At 41.0% G+C, this 17,129-nt stretch carries 15 protein-coding genes; 5 read left to right on the top strand and 10 right to left on the bottom strand.

Annotated elements, in window-relative coordinates; genetic code table 11:
- Window positions 1-13 precede the first annotated feature (13 nt).
- Both ACMX3D_RS08400 and ACMX3D_RS08395 read right to left on the bottom strand, forming a co-directional pair.
- Window positions 14-619 carry an exopolysaccharide biosynthesis protein gene (locus ACMX3D_RS08400; RefSeq protein WP_482752303.1) on the bottom strand — a complete coding sequence of 202 codons (606 nt, stop codon included), beginning with the start codon at window positions 617-619 and terminating at the stop codon, window positions 14-16.
- Between the two features lie 128 nt (window positions 620-747).
- A complete protein-coding gene (locus tag ACMX3D_RS08395) occupies window positions 748-1,668 on the bottom strand; it encodes a lipid kinase (RefSeq protein WP_482750968.1) in 921 nt (306 codons plus the stop codon).
- A gap of 923 nt (window positions 1,669-2,591) precedes the next feature.
- Between ACMX3D_RS08395 and ACMX3D_RS08390 the strand changes: the two genes are divergently transcribed.
- The 3 genes from ACMX3D_RS08390 (at window position 2,592) to ACMX3D_RS08380 (ending at window position 5,553) form a co-directional block, all read left to right on the top strand.
- On the top strand, window positions 2,592-3,650 hold the full coding sequence (locus tag ACMX3D_RS08390; protein WP_482750967.1) for a metal ABC transporter substrate-binding protein: 1,059 nt from the start codon (window positions 2,592-2,594) through the stop codon (window positions 3,648-3,650).
- Between the two features lie 177 nt (window positions 3,651-3,827).
- Window positions 3,828-4,691, top strand: coding sequence for a metal ABC transporter ATP-binding protein (locus ACMX3D_RS08385; protein WP_482750966.1), 864 nt, complete (start codon window positions 3,828-3,830; stop codon window positions 4,689-4,691).
- A 4-nt stretch (window positions 4,692-4,695) separates the two neighbouring features.
- Window positions 4,696-5,553, top strand: coding sequence for a metal ABC transporter permease (locus ACMX3D_RS08380; protein WP_482750965.1), 858 nt, complete (start codon window positions 4,696-4,698; stop codon window positions 5,551-5,553).
- A 100-nt stretch (window positions 5,554-5,653) separates the two neighbouring features.
- Here ACMX3D_RS08380 and ACMX3D_RS08375 read toward each other — a convergent pair whose 3' ends face one another.
- Both ACMX3D_RS08375 and ACMX3D_RS08370 read right to left on the bottom strand, forming a co-directional pair.
- Window positions 5,654-5,836, bottom strand: coding sequence for a hypothetical protein (locus ACMX3D_RS08375; RefSeq protein WP_482750964.1), 183 nt, complete (start codon window positions 5,834-5,836; stop codon window positions 5,654-5,656).
- Window positions 5,837-6,224: 388 nt separating this feature from the next.
- Window positions 6,225-6,980, bottom strand: a complete 756-nt coding sequence (locus tag ACMX3D_RS08370; RefSeq protein ID WP_482750963.1) for a glucose 1-dehydrogenase — start codon at window positions 6,978-6,980, stop codon at window positions 6,225-6,227.
- Window positions 6,981-7,069: 89 nt separating this feature from the next.
- Between ACMX3D_RS08370 and ACMX3D_RS08365 the strand changes: the two genes are divergently transcribed.
- On the top strand, window positions 7,070-7,447 hold the full coding sequence (locus ACMX3D_RS08365) for a winged helix-turn-helix transcriptional regulator (RefSeq protein ID WP_482750962.1): 378 nt from the start codon (window positions 7,070-7,072) through the stop codon (window positions 7,445-7,447).
- A gap of 17 nt (window positions 7,448-7,464) precedes the next feature.
- Here the strand turns inward: ACMX3D_RS08365 and ACMX3D_RS08360 are convergent, their stop codons facing one another.
- On the bottom strand, window positions 7,465-8,583 hold the full coding sequence (locus ACMX3D_RS08360) for a hypothetical protein (RefSeq protein ID WP_482750961.1): 1,119 nt from the start codon (window positions 8,581-8,583) through the stop codon (window positions 7,465-7,467).
- Window positions 8,584-8,694: 111 nt separating this feature from the next.
- Window positions 8,695-9,555, bottom strand: a complete 861-nt coding sequence (locus tag ACMX3D_RS08355) for a nitrate ABC transporter ATP-binding protein (RefSeq protein WP_482750960.1) — start codon at window positions 9,553-9,555, stop codon at window positions 8,695-8,697.
- Between the two features lie 184 nt (window positions 9,556-9,739).
- Between ACMX3D_RS08355 and ACMX3D_RS08350 the strand changes: the two genes are divergently transcribed.
- Entirely contained in the window at window positions 9,740-10,075 is a 336-nt protein-coding gene (locus ACMX3D_RS08350) for a hypothetical protein (RefSeq protein ID WP_482750959.1), read from the top strand.
- On the opposite strand, the gene ACMX3D_RS08345 is transcribed toward ACMX3D_RS08350, so the two are convergent.
- The 4 genes from ACMX3D_RS08345 to ACMX3D_RS08330 all read right to left on the bottom strand — a co-directional run bounded on the left by ACMX3D_RS08345 (window position 10,052) and on the right by ACMX3D_RS08330 (window position 16,915).
- Window positions 10,052-12,055: an ABC transporter ATP-binding/substrate-binding protein gene (locus ACMX3D_RS08345; protein WP_482750958.1), complete on the bottom strand. Its 2,004-nt coding sequence runs from the start codon at window positions 12,053-12,055 to the stop codon at window positions 10,052-10,054. The genes ACMX3D_RS08350 and ACMX3D_RS08345 overlap by 24 nt on opposite strands.
- Window positions 12,056-12,170: 115 nt before the next feature.
- Window positions 12,171-13,010 (bottom strand): nitrate ABC transporter permease, encoded by an 840-nt coding sequence (gene ntrB / locus ACMX3D_RS08340; RefSeq protein ID WP_482750957.1) that lies wholly within the window; start codon window positions 13,008-13,010, stop codon window positions 12,171-12,173.
- Window positions 13,011-13,134: 124 nt separating this feature from the next.
- A complete protein-coding gene (locus tag ACMX3D_RS08335) occupies window positions 13,135-14,514 on the bottom strand; it encodes a CmpA/NrtA family ABC transporter substrate-binding protein (RefSeq protein ID WP_482750956.1) in 1,380 nt (459 codons plus the stop codon).
- Between the two features lie 994 nt (window positions 14,515-15,508).
- The gene (locus tag ACMX3D_RS08330; protein WP_482750955.1) at window positions 15,509-16,915 is read right to left on the bottom strand and encodes a protein kinase domain-containing protein; all 1,407 of its coding nucleotides are present in this window, start codon (window positions 16,913-16,915) and stop codon (window positions 15,509-15,511) included.
- Window positions 16,916-17,129: the final 214 nt, after the last annotated feature.

The following is a 17,129-nucleotide window of genomic DNA, read 5'->3' as shown; positions in this document are numbered from 1 at the left end:
ATCGATGACTTTGTTATCTCAATATAGAAGGTAGTAAGCTAGGTGCTAACCATAACGCATAACCAATAAATGCGAATAGTGAAGTAATTAAAGCAGTGATGATATAGCCAATACAAATAAGTAAACCATCAGATTCGATGGTGGCAATTGCTAACAGTAAAATTCCGACGGTAGGAATGGGATTTGTTAACGGAATTGGTAACATTAACAATATTGTTAACCAAGATATACATAGCCCATTTAGCCGCCAAGTTAAAGGATTACGAGCTATTGTTTTCAAACGAGGGCGAGTAATTTTTTCTAATATTCTGGTGAGACGTTGCAGATTTTTTAACAGAAGTTGGGCAAAAGGACGAGGAAATTTATATCTAGCGATTTTTTTGGGTAGCCAAGGCGATCGCCTGCCAAAAACCATCTGTACTGAAATTAGCAAACAAGCAGCACCAAAAGGCCCAGCCAATCCTGGAGGCATGGGAAACAAAAAAGGCATAACCAATAAGGTTATTACCAGGCTGAAACCTCGTTCCGCAGTCTCTGTCAAAATATCACCTAAAGTTAAGTGATGCTCAGATAAGCGTTGCAGTAGAAATTTAATTTCTTGAGAAAATCTCAGATGCATTTGGCGTGAGTAAGAGTGAATTGCCACAAGACCCAGCTTTATTCAGTATATCAACGTGAATATAAAGACTAATGCACCTAAATGAAGATTAGGGTACTGGAAAAAAATACTACTCCCTACTCCCATACTTAAATTGGCGGGACTAAAACAGTTATTGCCTTGGGTATAACGCGAAAACTAGCTGGAGTATAAGTAGTAATTTCACCATCAGTATTGATTGGGCGTGGTTTACGAGTATAAATTTCAAATCTCTGTCCTTGAAGCGCACGCACACTACGCCAACGAATATGTCTGCCTTGTCGCATTGCGGGAAGTAAAGGTATGATTTGCCACCAATGTTCTATTTCCAAACTGTAGAGATCTAATCTTTGATCATCAATAGTGGCATCGTGAACCACTGCCATACCACCGCCATAATAACGACCGTTACCTATAGCTATTTGCACAGTTTTGACACTAAAGGATTGATCCTTCATTCTAATTTCTGCACTAAAGGGACGAGACTCCCAAATTACTTGTAACGCCGTAGCCAGATAAGCAAATATGCCCCAACGACGTTTCATTTCTTTAGTAAGTCTCTGAGTGATTTTTACACTTAGCCCCATACTAGCAACATTGAAAAAGTGCTTATTATTTACCCACCCTAAATCAATGCGTCGTAATTCTCCGTAGGCAATAATTTTGCAAGCTTCAGCTAAAGAATTAGGAATTGCTAAAGTTCTGGCTAAGTCGTTTGCCGTCCCCAAAGGTAAAATTCCTAAAGGTAATTGAGTTTCAACTAAGGCATCTACTGCGGCATTCAGAGTACCATCACCACCACCAACGATTACTAAGTCAACTTCATGCTGATAACGTAGGATAATTTCTGAAAGATGTTTGGGATTTTCTGTAGACTCTTCTGTTAATTTAAAGCCAAGTTTATCAAGATAGTAAGTTGCTTCACGTAAACGCTGTTGTCCTTGGCGGGCGTGACGATTGACTAACAGCAATGCGCGGGAATTTACGGGCAGTGACCTTTGTCGTGTTTGTGTCCAATTATCTGCTTCCATATAATTGAATTAATTTTGCTAATAAAATTTTGTGAGTTTTTATAAAAATTAGTAAAATTTTAATGGAATGAGATGATTATACTTTTATACTTGTATATTTTTAAAATTTCATATTATAAAATTAATAATCACAAGAATATTTCATTATTATAGTCCTAATCAATAATTATGTTTGTTATCCATTGACAGGTCTTTATATTTGTTCTAGTAATTTTGCATTCTTATTCAAGTTGTTTGTTGATGCTACATATAGCAAACATAGTATTGTTACAAAAATTACAATAACATTCATGCGAACTCTTGATTTATTGCGCCTTCAAATATTTTTAATTGATTAATCTTCCAGCTTAACTAGACAAATCTAAGAGAATATTAAAATTAATTTTAGATTTACAAAAAAAATTGCTGTTTATTAAAAAATAATAAGTTTTGAAATAAGTAGCTCAACATCAAAAATGTAGGGTGTGTTACGCCGTAGGCTAACGTACCCACACCAAATATTAAAACTTTGTGTTGTGCGACAACACACCTTGATTTTATATTTAATTAGTTAGACCTACTTAGTAATAGTTAAACTAAATAATTAATTCAAATAAAAAGTAAATATACTTAGTTGGTCTAAATAAATTTATAGTCAAACATTATAATTTTTATTAAATAGTAAAAATCGTGTAATTTGTTAATAAAAAATAATTATTAAATTTTAAATACCTCCTCAGAAATATACCTTTACATATAGAAACATCTATCTAAAGAATGAAGTTATAAATACTTTTTAAAACAGAATTTATCCTAAAACAAGAAATATGTTAAAAAAACCTAAAAGTTACAGCAAAATCCCCTAATAGGGGATTGTATTAGCTAAGAACAAAAATATTTACTATTGGTTAAATTAACACCAAAAAATTACTAGTATTGAAGTAATGAGAACATCTGCATTTTTATTAATACTTGGTTTGTTAATGACAGCTTGTAATGCACCTCAAAATACAGCAGTGTCTCCGACATCTGTGGAAAATAGTGCGACTGCACAACCTGTACAGAACCAAACCAAAAGCAAACTACTTGTTGTGACAACAGTTGCGCCGATAACCAATATTGTGAGTAATATTGCAGGCGATCGCACTGAAGTCAAAGGCATTATCCCCGAAGGTACTGATTCTCATACCTTTGAACCACGTCCAAGCGATGCTGATTTGCTCTCTAAAGCTAACTTAATTATCGTCAACGGACTGCGCTTAGAAAGCCCAACAGAAAAACTGGCAAAAACTTCTAAACCTAAAGATACAAACATCTATGAACTAGGTAACAACACTATCAACGAATCTCAGTGGATTTTTGACTTTAGCTTTCCCAAAGAAAAAGGAGACCCCAATCCCCATTTATGGGTAAACCCCAAATATGCTGAAGCTTACGCCAAATTAGCCGCCAAAAAGTTAACTCAGTTAGACCCCGAAGGCAAAGAATACTACGCTCAAAATTTAAATAATTACTTGCAACGCCTGGATGCATTAGACAAAGTTACCCGTGAAGTTGTAGCCAGTATTCCTGCCAAAAATCGCAAACTCCTGACATACCATGACTCTTGGGCTTATTGGGCAAGAGAATATAACTTCGAGGTGATTGGTGCAATTCAACCATCAAATTTTAAAGAACCTTCCGCTCAAGATGTTGCTAAACTCATTGACCAAATTCGCAAATCTAGTGTACCTGCAATTTTTGGTTCTGAGGTTTACCCCAGCAAAGTCGAAGAGCAAATTGCTAGAGAAGCAAAAGTCAAAATAGCGAACACGGCTGATGATGAATTACCAGGAATAGGATCAGCCGATGCAATGGAAAATAATAATCCTCAGCATACTTACATTGGCATGATGGCAAATAATTTGCGCATCATTGCCGAAAATCTGGGGGGAAATCCCAAGTTGGTTGACAAGCTGAACACTAATAATGTCGTTGGCCCAGCTACAACAGCCACTCAATAGCAAAGTACTGAGTGAGGAGTGCTGAGTGCTGAGTGAGGATGATTACAAGTATTTTTTTCATTTCACACTTCATACTACCCTGCGGGAAGCCACCCAAAGGGTGTCTACACACTTCACACTTCACACTTCACACTTCATACTTCACACTTCACACTTCACACTTCATACTTCTTTTGCATGGAACCAATATTAGAAATTAGAAATCTTACCTATGGTTTTCAAACTCAACCAGTATTGACAAACGTCAATTTGTCCTTATATCCTGGGCAACTGTCTGGTTTAGTGGGGCCTTCTGGCAGTGGAAAAACTACCCTAATCAAAGCAATATTGGGGTTAGTAACGCCTTGGGCTGGTGAAATTTGGTTTCGAGGAAAGCGCTTAAAACCGGGAACTGCACCGCCAAAAGTGGGCTATGTGCCGCAGGTAGAAACTGTGGATTGGAATTTTCCAGTAACTGCACTAGAAGTGGTGATGATGGGGCGTTACCGCAAAAAACAATTTTTGCCTTGGTCATCACGACGCGATCGCAATGCGGCCAAGATACTTTTAGAAAAGGTGGGAGTGGCGCACATCGCCCATCGACCCATTGGTGAGTTATCTGGTGGACAACAGCAACGAGTGTTTATTGCCCGCGCTTTAGTTGGAGAACCGGAAATTGTGCTTTTGGATGAACCGACAAGTAGTTCTGATTTGCGTGTGCAGCACGAACTGTTGCATCTGTTGGCAGAACTGAATCAACAAGGCTTGACAATTCTGCTTTCTACCCATGACCTCAACTCTGTAGCGACTCATCTACCTTGGGTAGTGTGTTTTAATCACTGCGTTATTGCCCAAGGTGAGCCTAATGATGTGTTTACGCCTGCAATTTTAAAGCAAACCTTTGGTGCAGAAATGGTGGTATTTCATCAAAGCGATCGCATTCTCATTGCTAATGCAGGCACTTCTTTGCGCCATCAAATGCAAGACAATTTACCGCAGATTTTGCGCAAATCCCACTTCAACCACAACGGACACAATTCCAAATCCTCAATTTCAAATTAAACACATGGAGTTTTTACTCAAACCTTTTGCATACGATTTTTTCAGCCGTGCCGTTACTGTTGGGATGATGGCTGGGCTATTGTGCGGTGTGATGGGGGTATATATCATCACTCGTCGCATGAGTTACATTGCTCATGGTCTTTCTCATGCCATTTTGGGCGGAGCAGTATTGAGTTATGTTTTAGGGCTAAATTTTTATATTGGATCTGGAATTTGGGGATTTGCCGCAGCGTTACTTATTCAATATCTTACTGGGCGTAAAGTATATTCTGATGCAGCTATTGGTATTGTTACCACTGCTAGTTTTGCTTTAGGTGTAGCTGTGATTAGCACCTATCGCAAATTTAGCCAAAACTTTGAGGCGGCTTTATTTGGTAATGTACTGGGTGTTTCTCCTATGGATTTGTGGTTTGTCACTGGGGTAACCTTTGTAATTTTGGGCTTAGTGTTCTTGTTTTATCGCCCTTTACTATTTTGGTGTTTTGACAGAGAAGTAGCGCAGGTGCATGGCGTACCTGTAGTGGCGATGGATACATTATTTGCGTTGATGCTGGCAACTTTATTAGTAGCAACACTCAACGTACTAGGCGTGACATTAATTATCTCTGCGGTTGTGATTCCTGCTTCTATTGCTCGACTATTGAGCAATCGCTTTGGTTATATCATGATCATTTCTGGAATTTTAGGCGCGGCGATCGCATTTGCTGGAATTTACCTGAGTTACTACTTAGATATTGCTTCTGGAGCTAGTGTTGTGCTGCTGTCAACTTTAATTTTTGGCTGCGTTTTGTTGTGGAAAAGCATTCAAAGTCGGCGTAAACGCTACTTACCACCCATTTCTACACAACATTATCAAGGTTAATAATAAAATTTACTGGCAGAGTCAGCAAAATTATAGTATTTGCTCCCTTCTCCGATGCGGAGAGGGGCTGGGGGAGAGGTAAAAACAGATTTGTCGAATTTCACGTTGCATTAACAATGTGACTCATCACATTAACGTTGTGAGCCGTTACATTTACATTGCGTGGCAATACATTAACAATGTGAGTCGTCACATTCACAATGTGAGCCGTTACATTCACAATGTGAGTCGTCACATTCACAATGTGAGTCGTCACATTCACAATGCGAGGCGACACATTCACAATGCGAGCTATTGCATTAACATTGCTAATTCAACGTAGAATGCTTTTTTGACCTTACCCCCAGCCCCTCTCCTACGAGGCTACGGTATACACACAAATCTTGGTGTAGCGCATCTGTCCCGCTTCGGAATAAATTCCGAGTCTCATAGTGCAAGTCCTCTCAAGAGGACTCAAAGAAAAATTCAGTCCACTTAAGTGGACTTTGGCTATGAGAGAGGAACTTTAGTTCTAGGCGGGAATGGCTTCAACATGAAAATTTTTGACTTTTGTGGACACCGTAGCTCCTACGAGGAGAGGGGAGGACAACCCTTATTTTTCATTGCTTTTTTCTCTCCTGACAAAGACGAGAAGCAGATTTTTTCTCCCCTTGCTTCCCTGCTATCTTCTTTCACCCTGCTAATATCCCGCCATCAACAGTCAGGGTATGACCGTTGACAAAATCCGTAGCATCAGCGCATAGCCAAAGCACAGCATTAGCAATGTCTCCAGGTTTGCCTAATCGTCCGGCGGGGACAAGATTCTCAAAAGCTTTGGTATTACCGCCACTGGCCTGACTAAGCATTTCAGTTTCAATTGGCCCTGGTGCGATCGCATTTATTCTAATTTTTTGCGAGGCATATTCTAAGGCTGCGGCTTTTGTCAGCATCACCACGGCAGTTTTAGAAGCATCGTAAATTGATAAACCAGGTGCTAAGGGACGAAAACCATTAATAGAAGCTGTATTGACAATTGCACCGCCATGACCTTGTGTCAACATTTGGCTAATTTCGTGCTTCATGCACAAAAATACGCCTTTGACATTGACTGAAAAAACTTTGTCGTAACTTTGCTCTGTCTGTTCTGCCAGCAAAGCATTCTGCCCCAGTATTCCGGCGTTATTGAATGCAATATCGAGCTTACCGAATTTATCAACAACGGTAGCAATGGTTGATTTTACATCTGCTTCTTGCGAGACATCGGCTTTGACAAATAAACCTTCACTACCTGCTTGCTGAATCAAGCTGACAGTTTCATTACCTTCTTCTTCTCGCCTTCCGACGACCACAACTTTAGCACCAGCACCAGCAAAAGCGATCGCAGTAGTGCGCCCAATCCCAGAAGTACCCCCAGTAACGAGGGCTACTTTATTTTCTAAAGATTTCATGCAAATTTCTCTGTTTTTACCTAATAAAGCAGTGTGCCTGATTTGGATTTTGCTTACAAGTAGGAACTTTCTGGTGATATAGTTACCTCATGGTTTCCAAAAATGAACAAATCATCTTGAGTGCAAACTGTCCTGTGCGACAGATGCTCGATTTAGTCGGAGATAAATGGACACCGCCAGTAATGTATCTCTTATCTTCTGGTACTAAGCGATACACTGATTTTCAACGTCAAATTCCTGATGTATCAAAAAAAATGCTGACACAAACCCTCAGAAGGTTAGAGTCAGCTGGTGTTGTAGAAAGAACTGTGTATCCAGTTGTGCCACCAAAGGTGGAATATAAACTCACATCCTTTGGTGAAAAACTAATTGAACCGATCGCTTCTTTGGCAGAATGGGCTTGGCAACATCAAGAAGATTTGCGGATGGTTGCTGAACGGCAAAATATAGTGGGGAGTAGGAAGTAGAGCTACGTCTCTACTCCCTACTCTCCACTTCCCACTGTCAAAACAGTAGTTTCCAAGTGATGATCATCTGCTGCTGTAACAGGTTTTTTGGTTTTATAAGGAATTTCTTCGATGGGCAAGTTATCGTTATCGAGGTCATCGTAAATTAGCTGCAATTGTTTTGTGCCTTCATGATTAAGTATTTTACCGCTGTATTTACTAGCATCTGCTCCTAGACCTTGAATGCGAATTATACCGTTAAATACAGTAGCTCTGGCTAGATAAATTACTGGGTCATCACGGAAAGGGACATTGACAGTAGTTGTAGCGGTAAGATGCGCCATACCTCTTTCGTCCATTTCTTTACCTAAAGCTATGGCTGTTTTTTCCATTCCGCGAATGGCAACGATCGCAGCGGCAACAGCCATTGTAATATCTGTACCATCATCAGCCAAAATCTGACGGGAAGAGAGAAACTGATAATTGTCTTCGCCGATGTCACGGCGTAGGCGTTGATGGACGATGTTCCGGGGATTGAAATGTGTCAGTGCGCCGACAATTGCCCCACAAGCTGCACGTGGTTCTCGCCAAAGAGATTCTTGAGTTTTGCCGTAGATGATTTGTTCGCCTAAATCTAAACGTCCGACATGGGTTTTTAAATCTATGGCGGCGAGAACAAAGGATTGGGAATTACCTTCATAAATTTGGGTACGCCAATTTTCATCTAATTGATGGGCAATGGTGACGTGGGCTAAAGTTGCACCATCATCAGTACCGCCACCAGTGGGGAAAAACGTTTCTGTTTTTAACTCACCAATTTCTGATAAGGTGGCAAACCGGGAAGCAACTACATCACGATAATTTCTAGTTGACTCTCCTTGATGAATGCGATCGCCACAGTTAGTATATGCCAAAGTTGTCACCACACTGGGCAAGCTCAAATCTGCACCACAAGCTTTTAAATCTGAAATACTAGCGCCAGCAAATTGTAATTCATCTCGGAGGATTTGCAGACCGTTAACCAAAGTATAGCGATCGCTGACAATCTCATTCAAGTAAATGTTTTTTGCACTATCCTCTTGCCCAAATCTGGCAGATAGTTCCCAAAACTTGTTAATTCTGGCACTCGCTAAAGATGAATCAAATGCTGAGGACATAGTATTTGATGGTAGAAACTGGGTAAAAAAGAAAGCAAAAGATCAAAGGTAAAATTACTATACCTTTTATCTTTTGCTATGTAGCTAACCTGTGTCGTCGGGATAAATTTACTAACCCACATCATCATGGGCAAAACGGTTGAACAGGAAGTCTAAAGCATAATTCCGCAGCTTGTAATATTGTGGATCTTCCATGATGCGGGCGCGATCGCGGGGGCGAGAAAAAGGAATTTCCATAACTTCACCAATTTTGGCGTGAGGGCCATTGGTCATCATCACTAACTTGTCTGCTAAAAACAACGCCTCATCAATGTCGTGGGTAATCATTAACACTGTGCAGCGATTCTCGTTCCAAATTTTTAGCAGTTCTTCCTGCAATTCTTCTTTGGTAATCGCATCTAACGCCCCAAAAGGTTCATCTAAAATTAGCACTTTCGGGCGAATAGCCAAAGCACGGGCAATAGAAACGCGCTGTCTCATACCGCCGGACATTTGCATGGGCTTTTTCTCCATCGCGTCAGCCAGTCCCACCATTGCCAAATGTTCTCGGACAATTGCCCGTTTCTCTGCTTCCATTTTGTTGGGGTAAACTGCATTAACAGCCAAGTAAATATTTTCAAATGCAGTTCGCCAAGGTAACAGGGCGTAGTTTTGAAACACAACCATCCGGTCTGGGCCTGGCTTGGTGATAGGTTGACCTTCGAGTAATACTTGCCCAGTTGTGGGAAAGTTGAAACCAGAAACCATATTTAGCAGTGTAGATTTGCCACAGCCAGAGTGACCAATCACACAAATAAATTCACCTTGATTAACCTTGAGGTTAACACCATCAAGCACAGTAAAGGGGCCTGTCTTGGTGGGATAAACTTTGCTAACGTCTCTGATTTCGAGGAAACATCTACTGTTGTCGCCCAGAGTTGGTAATGGTCTTCTAGAAGTGTCGGTGACGGTGGACAAATTACGGTTTTGCATGGCGGTGGATGAAGTGTGAAGTGTGAAATTACTTGGGGAAAACCTGACTTTTCATGGTTCTCGAAAACCTCTCTCCAAACCTCTCTCCTGCGAGGAGAGAGGCTTTGATTTCTCCCCCTTACCTTGTAGGGAAGGGGGCTGAGGGGTTAGGTTTGTCCGTGAACTTGATGTTAAAGTTGAATTTTTGAGCTTCGTGAATGAACTTTTTATCTTCATCGCTGAAGTTCAGAACTCGGCGAGTGAACCTTTTATCTCCATCAATGAAGTTCAGAACTCGGCGAGTGAACCTTTTATCTCCATCAATGAAGTTCAGAACTCGGCGAGTGAACCTTTTATCTCCATCAATGAAGTTCGGAACTTGGCGAGTGAACCTTTTATCTCCATCAATGAAGTTCAGAACTCGGCGAGTGAACCTTTTATCTCCATCAATGAAGTTCAGAACTCGGCGAGTGAACCTTTTATCTTCAGCGATGAAGTTCAAATACTCAACCGTCAGTTACGCAACTCTTCTAACGGGTGAGTCGAGGATGACTTCGGCAATAGAAAAGTCGCGTTTAATCTCCAAGCTGTTGAGGTAGGCAATAGGATCATCAGCGTTAAAGGGAGTACCATCAAATAATTGAATCGGTTGGCGAGTGTAGCTAATATCTAAACCTAATTCCCGCGCGGCGGTGCTGAAAACCCGCACCCGACAAACTCGTTCCACAACTTCTACCCAATTTCTGGGGAAGGGAGTATCACCCCAACGCGCCAACTGAGTCATAATCCAAATTTGTTCTGTGCGGCTGGGGCGGTTAATAGCAGACTCAGAATAAAACTGGTGATGGGCGTAGTCTCGTAGGGGGTGGTCTAAGTCGCAAGTAAGGTTATTCGGGTCTTCTAGCTGGATGTACTCTAAATCAGTGCTGACGTAATCTCTCCCCGCCACAATTGTTCTAACTTCTTCGACGTTTTGGGGATTTGCACAGTATTGGCAAGCTTCTAACAACGCTTTGGTTAAGGCGATATGGGTATTAGGATACATTTCTGCCCAATCTTCCCGCACACCGAGAACTTTACCGGGGTGTCCTAACCAAACTTCTAAGTCTGTGGCGATGGTAAAGCCGACATTTTCCACGGCGGCGCGATAGTTCCAAGGTTCACCCACGCAATAACCGTCAATACTTTTGTTTTGCAAATCAGCGACCATCTGGGCGGGTGGAATAATGTGCATATCCACATCCGTATCAGGGTCAATACCACCAGCCGCCAACCAATAACGTAGCAGCATATTGTGCATGGAGGCGGGATGGACTACGCCCATTGTGTGGCGTTGGTCGCGGGTGCGGAGTAAGTAATCTTTGAAGTCAGATAAGGTGCGGACACCTTCATCATAAAAGCGCTTGGCTAAGGTGATGGCGTTACCGTTGCGGGTCATGGTGAGGGCGGTAACGACCGGGAGGGGTTGGTTTTTATTCCCGCCCAAGGTTAACCACATTGGCATCCCAGAAGGCATTTGGGCTGCATCCAAATAACCGCCTGTAATACCGTCCACGATACCGCGCCAGCTGGTTTCCCGCACTAAGTTGACTTCATCTAAACCATGCTTGGCAAAGAAACCTTTTTCTTTGGCGACAGCGAGGGGGGCGCAGGCGGTGAGGGGTAAGAAGCCAATTTCTAAGTTAACTTTTTCTAAACCATGACGGGAAATGGCAGCTGTTTTCCGCGCCCGAATTTTCTTAATCCGTTTTTGCTGGTTAAGGAAGTAAATCATCTCACTCCGCAAGCTGTAGTAGCTGGGGTGTTCGACAACTTCCATCCGTTTGCGGGGACGAGGGATATCAACTTCTAAGATGTCGCCAATTTTAGATTCGGGGCCGTTGGTCAACATGACAATTCTGTCAGACAACAGCACAGCTTCGTCTACATCATGAGTCACCATGACGGCTGTGACTTCGTTTTCTTCGCAGATTTGCATTAACTGTTCTTGTAAGTTACCCCGTGTTAGAGCGTCCAACGCACCGAAGGGTTCATCTAACAGTAATAGTTTAGGACGAATTGCCAAAGCACGTGCGATCGCTACCCGTTGTTTTTGTCCACCCGATAACATTCCTGGTGGTTTCTCCGCATGGGGACGCAAACCCACCATATCTATATGTTTTTCTACAATTGCCTTACGTTCTGCCGCAGGTAAACCCTTCATTACCGAATCCACCGCCAAGGCAATATTTTCTCTCACAGTCCGCCAAGGTAACAGCGAATAATTTTGGAATACCACCATCCGGTCTGGCCCTGGCTTAGTGATTCTTTCTCCTTGCAGCGTCACCACACCATCAGTCGGCAAATCCAAACCCGCAATCATATTTAATAGAGTGGATTTACCGCAACCAGAGTGACCAATTAAAGAAACAAATTCACCTTTTTTAATTTGCAGATCAATACCTTTTAAAGCAATATATTGACCGCCGCCACTTAAATTAAATACCTTATCAATTTGATCAACAGCAACGAATACTGACATGGCTTTAAAGTATGAAGTGTGAAGTGTGAAGTCTGAAGTGTGAAGTGGGAAGTCTGAAGTGTGAAGTATGAAGTGGGAAAAATAAATTTCAGACTTCATACTTCATCCTTCATACTTATTTTTGTTCTGCTGGTAAAATCAGGTTTTGCAACCAAGCCATGAATTTATCGAGTAATAAACCAACTACACCGATATAAACTAGAGCCAAAATTACTTCACTTACGTCGTTATTTTGGTAAGCATCCCAGATAAAGAAGCCGATGCCGACAATACCAGACATCACGATTTCGGCGGCGATAATCGCTAACCAAGCCAAACCAATGGCAATTCTTAATCCGGTGAAAATATAAGGTAAAGCAGCGGGAATCAAAATGTTAATAAAGTATTCTTTGCGGCTGAGTTGCAGAACTTTAGCAACGTTGTTGTAATCTTGGGGAATTTGCGTGACACCAACAGCGGTATTAATTAAGATTGGCCAAATTGAGGTGATGAAAATTACGAATAATGCAGCTGGTTCATTTTGACGGAGTGCAGCCAAAGAAATGGGAACCCAAGCCAAAGGAGGCACAGTCCGTAGTAGTTGAAACAATGGATCTAAAGCCTTGGACATGGTTTTATTCACACCAATCAAAATGCCCAAGCCAATCCCAAAAACCGCAGCTAGTGAGTAACTAATAGCCACCCGTTGCAAACTAGCTAAGATTTGCCAAAACAGACCTTTATCAATACCGCCTCGGTCATAAAATGGCCAGAAAATTAATACCCAAGTATCTTGCACTACTTGAATTGGCCCTGGTAATGTTGCGCCAGGAGTCCAAGAAAATAGTTGCCAAAGTACGAGGAAGATTAAAATTGCGATCGCTGGCGGTATAACGTTCGGAAATTGTTTTTGTAGCTGCGAGATAAAACCGTTATCAAACTTTGGGCTGGCTGCTCTTTTTTGGGCTAATGTCATAGATTTTGTTTCCCTTGAGAATGAATAATGAACCACTGATAAACGCAGATAAAGCTGAAAGTCACTTTTCTTTCTTACTCAGCAACGCCAGTTCCCCTCGCAACGAACTGGCTCCTCAGCACTTTTAAACACTCACTTTCTTAATCGTGAGACTCTTGAGATATGCTTCGGGATTTTCGGGGTCAAACTTCACGCCATCAAAAAATTCTTCTACGCCGCGAGATGTGCTTGTGGGGATGTCAGCGGCAGCAATACCTGCTTCTTTTGCAGCTTCTTTCCAAATGTCTTCGCGGTTAACTTTATTAATTAGTTCGGTTGCCTTAGCTGCCTTATTGGTAATGTAATCTTTGGGCAAGAATCCCCAGCGAACACTTTCAGTGATAAACCACAAATCATGACTCTTATAGGGATAAGAAACGCTACCTTTTCCATCTTTCCAGTAATAAGCAGCCATTGATTTATCATCAATTTTGCGACCATCACCCATATCATATTTACCTTGATATGGTTCTGCTAGAATATCGGGTGAAGGTAAGTTGAAATAATTTCTCCCAGCCAAGATTTGCGCTGCTTCTTTGCGGTTGTCAAAGTTATCCAACCACTGCTGCGCTTCCATAATGCCTTTTAACAGTGCTTTTGTTGCTTTGGGATTTTTATCAACCCAGTCAGCCCGCATTGCAAAGTATTCTTCCGGGTGATACTTCCAAAGTTCTGCGGTTAATGCGGACATAAAGCCGATTTTATCTTTCACAATTCGATAAGGCCAGGGATCGCCAGTGCTGAACGCATCCATTGTCCCGGTTTTCATGTTGGCGACAGTTTGTGCTGCGGGTACAGTCAGCAATTTCACATCTACATCAGGGTCAATACCACCTGCGGCTAACCAATAGCGAATCCAAAAGTCTTGGTTAACGTGGGGAAAAGTTTGGGCGGCGGTGAAGGGTGTAGAAGATTTAAGTTCTTTGAACAGAGACTTAGCTTGAGCAACTTGCAGACCAATTTTACCTACATGTTTGTTGGCGATCGCAATTCCGTTCCCATGTGTAATTAACTGCGCCAACACATACATCGGGATTTTTTGATTACCTTTAGTAATCAAACCTTCGGTAATTAAATGTGGCATTGGCATTTGCCATTGTCCACCATCAATACCACCACCAGCCGAACCAATTTCTACGTTATCTCGCGCTGAACCCCAAGAAGCTTGTTTAGAAAGCTCTACCTTGGTCATACCATACTTAGCAAAAAAGCCTTTTTCTTGAGCAATAATTAAAGGCGCTGCTTCTACAATCGGAACATATCCTAATTTAACTGTTGTAGTTTCTGGTGTTTGTTCAGGACTCAAATTCACCACAGATTGAGCAGTTGGTATTGCTTGCGAACTACCACCAGTCAGATTTTCCGGAGGATTTCCCAAACAGCCTTTCAGAAACACAGCACTTGCAGATGCTCCAGCTGTTAATATGAATTTACGGCGAGAAATTTGGTTGAAAAAATCTGACATATTATCTCCTCAAATCTGGATTTAATTTTTTTAGGCATGAAAATTAACGCAAGCAGAATATGATTTCGCTTGTGGCAGTCACAGGATGATTTAGAGTTATATTCAAACAAGTCAATTCCAGCCAATTACCGATGGTAAAAGACTCATGGAATTAACTAGCAAGATAATTGGTTGCTTAGATTACTTGGGCTTTCAGGCGTTGTTTGGGGATCACTTAATTCATTGAAATTTAGTTTACAGGTTTTAATGCCAAATTTGTTAACTCGAACCACTCAATCTTAAATAAATATTAGATTAATAATATAAGTAAAAATTTATTGTGATCAATCAAGTGAACGAATATTCGTAATGTATGCGTAGTTATTGATGATAACTATTAACTTTACATAATGATTGAGATGCAAAAACCACATTTCAACAAAAATCTATAAGTCATTGTTTATGCAAACTATTAGAAAAATAATATATGTCGTTATGTAAACATAAAATACTTGAAATAATTGATAATTACTGATGGTAATTATTGCTTTAAAGCTATAGATCCAAAATATTTCAAGTAAGTGATACCAATTCACTGGGAAGCTGCACATGATGGTTACCCCACTTCTTGCAGAAGTCGGGAACAGGGAACGGGGAACGGGGAATAGCCCCAAGTTCTTTCTGTTCCATGACTCTTGCAAAAGTTGCTTTTGCAAGAGGTCTACTGAGCGACTTGCCCTGAGCGCAGCCGTTCGCGTTAGCGTCTTTGCAGAATAAGGGAGAGGGTTTGCAGCTTTTACTACCAGGCAAATAGTGCAATTTAAATGACGATTAGCTTACCTTTCACCTGCTATAAGAGGATGTCTGAGAAGTATTGTCGCTAACATCAAAATCATAAAAACCTAACCCCCTCGCCCCCAACACTCACGAGGGAATGAGGGTTTCAAAGCCTCTCTCCGTTTCGGGGGGAGGTTATTAGTATAATTTTTGACTTTTGAGACATCCTCTAAATCTTTTATTTAATTGCAAAAGATTGAATCATTTTTTCTGCTATTGGTAAAAATTTATTATAGTCTTCTACTGTTGCAGTATAGGTAATGATGTATGCATTATCATTTTGCAAAGTCCAAACTTGAAGATTTTTTAATCGACTAGCATCACTTTTACCTGTAAACACTAGTTGATTTGCACGTTTATTCGCCAGGGTTGTTTCACCTGAACTTTCTATTTGAGCATCATCTACAGTGTTTTTCACTTCCCGAATAAATAAATCTTTAGACTCGTTTAAAGTAGTAGAAAGTGGTTCTATCCGAATAGTCAAAATTTCTTGAAATTGGTCATTATCACTTTGTTTAGGTGATAAGAATGTCACTATATCTTGAGTGACCGCATTTGGCGTTTCTTGTACTGCCCAATTTTCAGGATAGTTAATTTTAAATCCATGAGCAGCGTAGTTAAGAAAATTGGTTCTGTCAATTTTAAGTTGAGATAAAATTATTAATCCGACTGCAACTGCGGCTGCTGTAATTCCCAACCCCATAACAAATCTTTTAGGCAAAGATTGTTGTAGTTTAGTTAATGGTGGTTTGTCCAGCATTTCTAGTGCTTGTAAGACTGACTCAGCAGTAGGATAACGCTGACGAAAATCATAGCGCACCATTTTATCTAAAATACTGGCAAACTGTGGGCTAACTTTTACTTTGTTTCGCCAATCTATTTCGCCAGTAGCTGGGTTTCTGGGTATGGAATGACTACCAGCAGCCGGATTTATACCTGTTAAAGCCAGGATAGCAATCATTCCCACTGCATAAATATCGCTACTTAAGTGGGGATTACTATTAGCTTGTTCACTGGGCATATAACCAGGAGTACCAATGGCTACAGTAAAACTTGTTTGCCCAGATGCGTTAGTCATTTGGGTACTAATTTGTTTCACTGCTCCAAAGTCAATTAAAACTATCTTGCCATCAGAGTCTCGGCGGCGAATGTTCTCTGGTTTAATGTCACGATGAATGACATGATTTTGATGAACAAATGCTAAAACAACCAGTATCTCTTTTAACAACTGAATAACAGCTGACTCACTTAATTTATCACTGATAGGCGGTAGTTCTTGTTTTAAATCATGACCGGGAATATATTCTTGTACTAAAAAGAATTCTTCATTTTCAGCAAAGTGAGCCAATAATTGGGGAATTTGGTCATGTTTCCCTAACATTTCTAAGATATCTGCTTCTAAATCAAAAAAGCGTTTAGCTGCATTTAAGGTGTAGGGGTCATTCGCAAGTGGCTTAAATAGCTTGACAACACACTGGGGATTTCCCGGTCGTTGCATATCTTGAGCTATAAAAGTCGTGCCAAATCCTCCCCGTCCCAACTGAGTAAGAATTTGGTAGCGTCCCCCGACCGTTTGACCCAGCATGAAGTTTCCCCTCTCTTTGAGAATCATTCACTCACTGATTTGTTAATCTTGATTTTTGCACAGAATAAAGTCCTAAGTGGTGACTGGCAGCCAGTAGAGTTGACATTTAGCAATTTTGTTGCATTTGTAAACTACTTGTGGAGAGAAAAAGTCAGGAGTAGATTTGTGAGCAACTCATTCACGCCTGCTATATTGAGTCTAATTTCTGAATTCT

The organism is Anabaena sp. TISTR 8404, assembly GCF_056847745.1.
The sequence above is the reverse complement of the archived record's forward strand: the minus strand, read 5'-3'. Positions and strand labels throughout refer to the sequence as shown.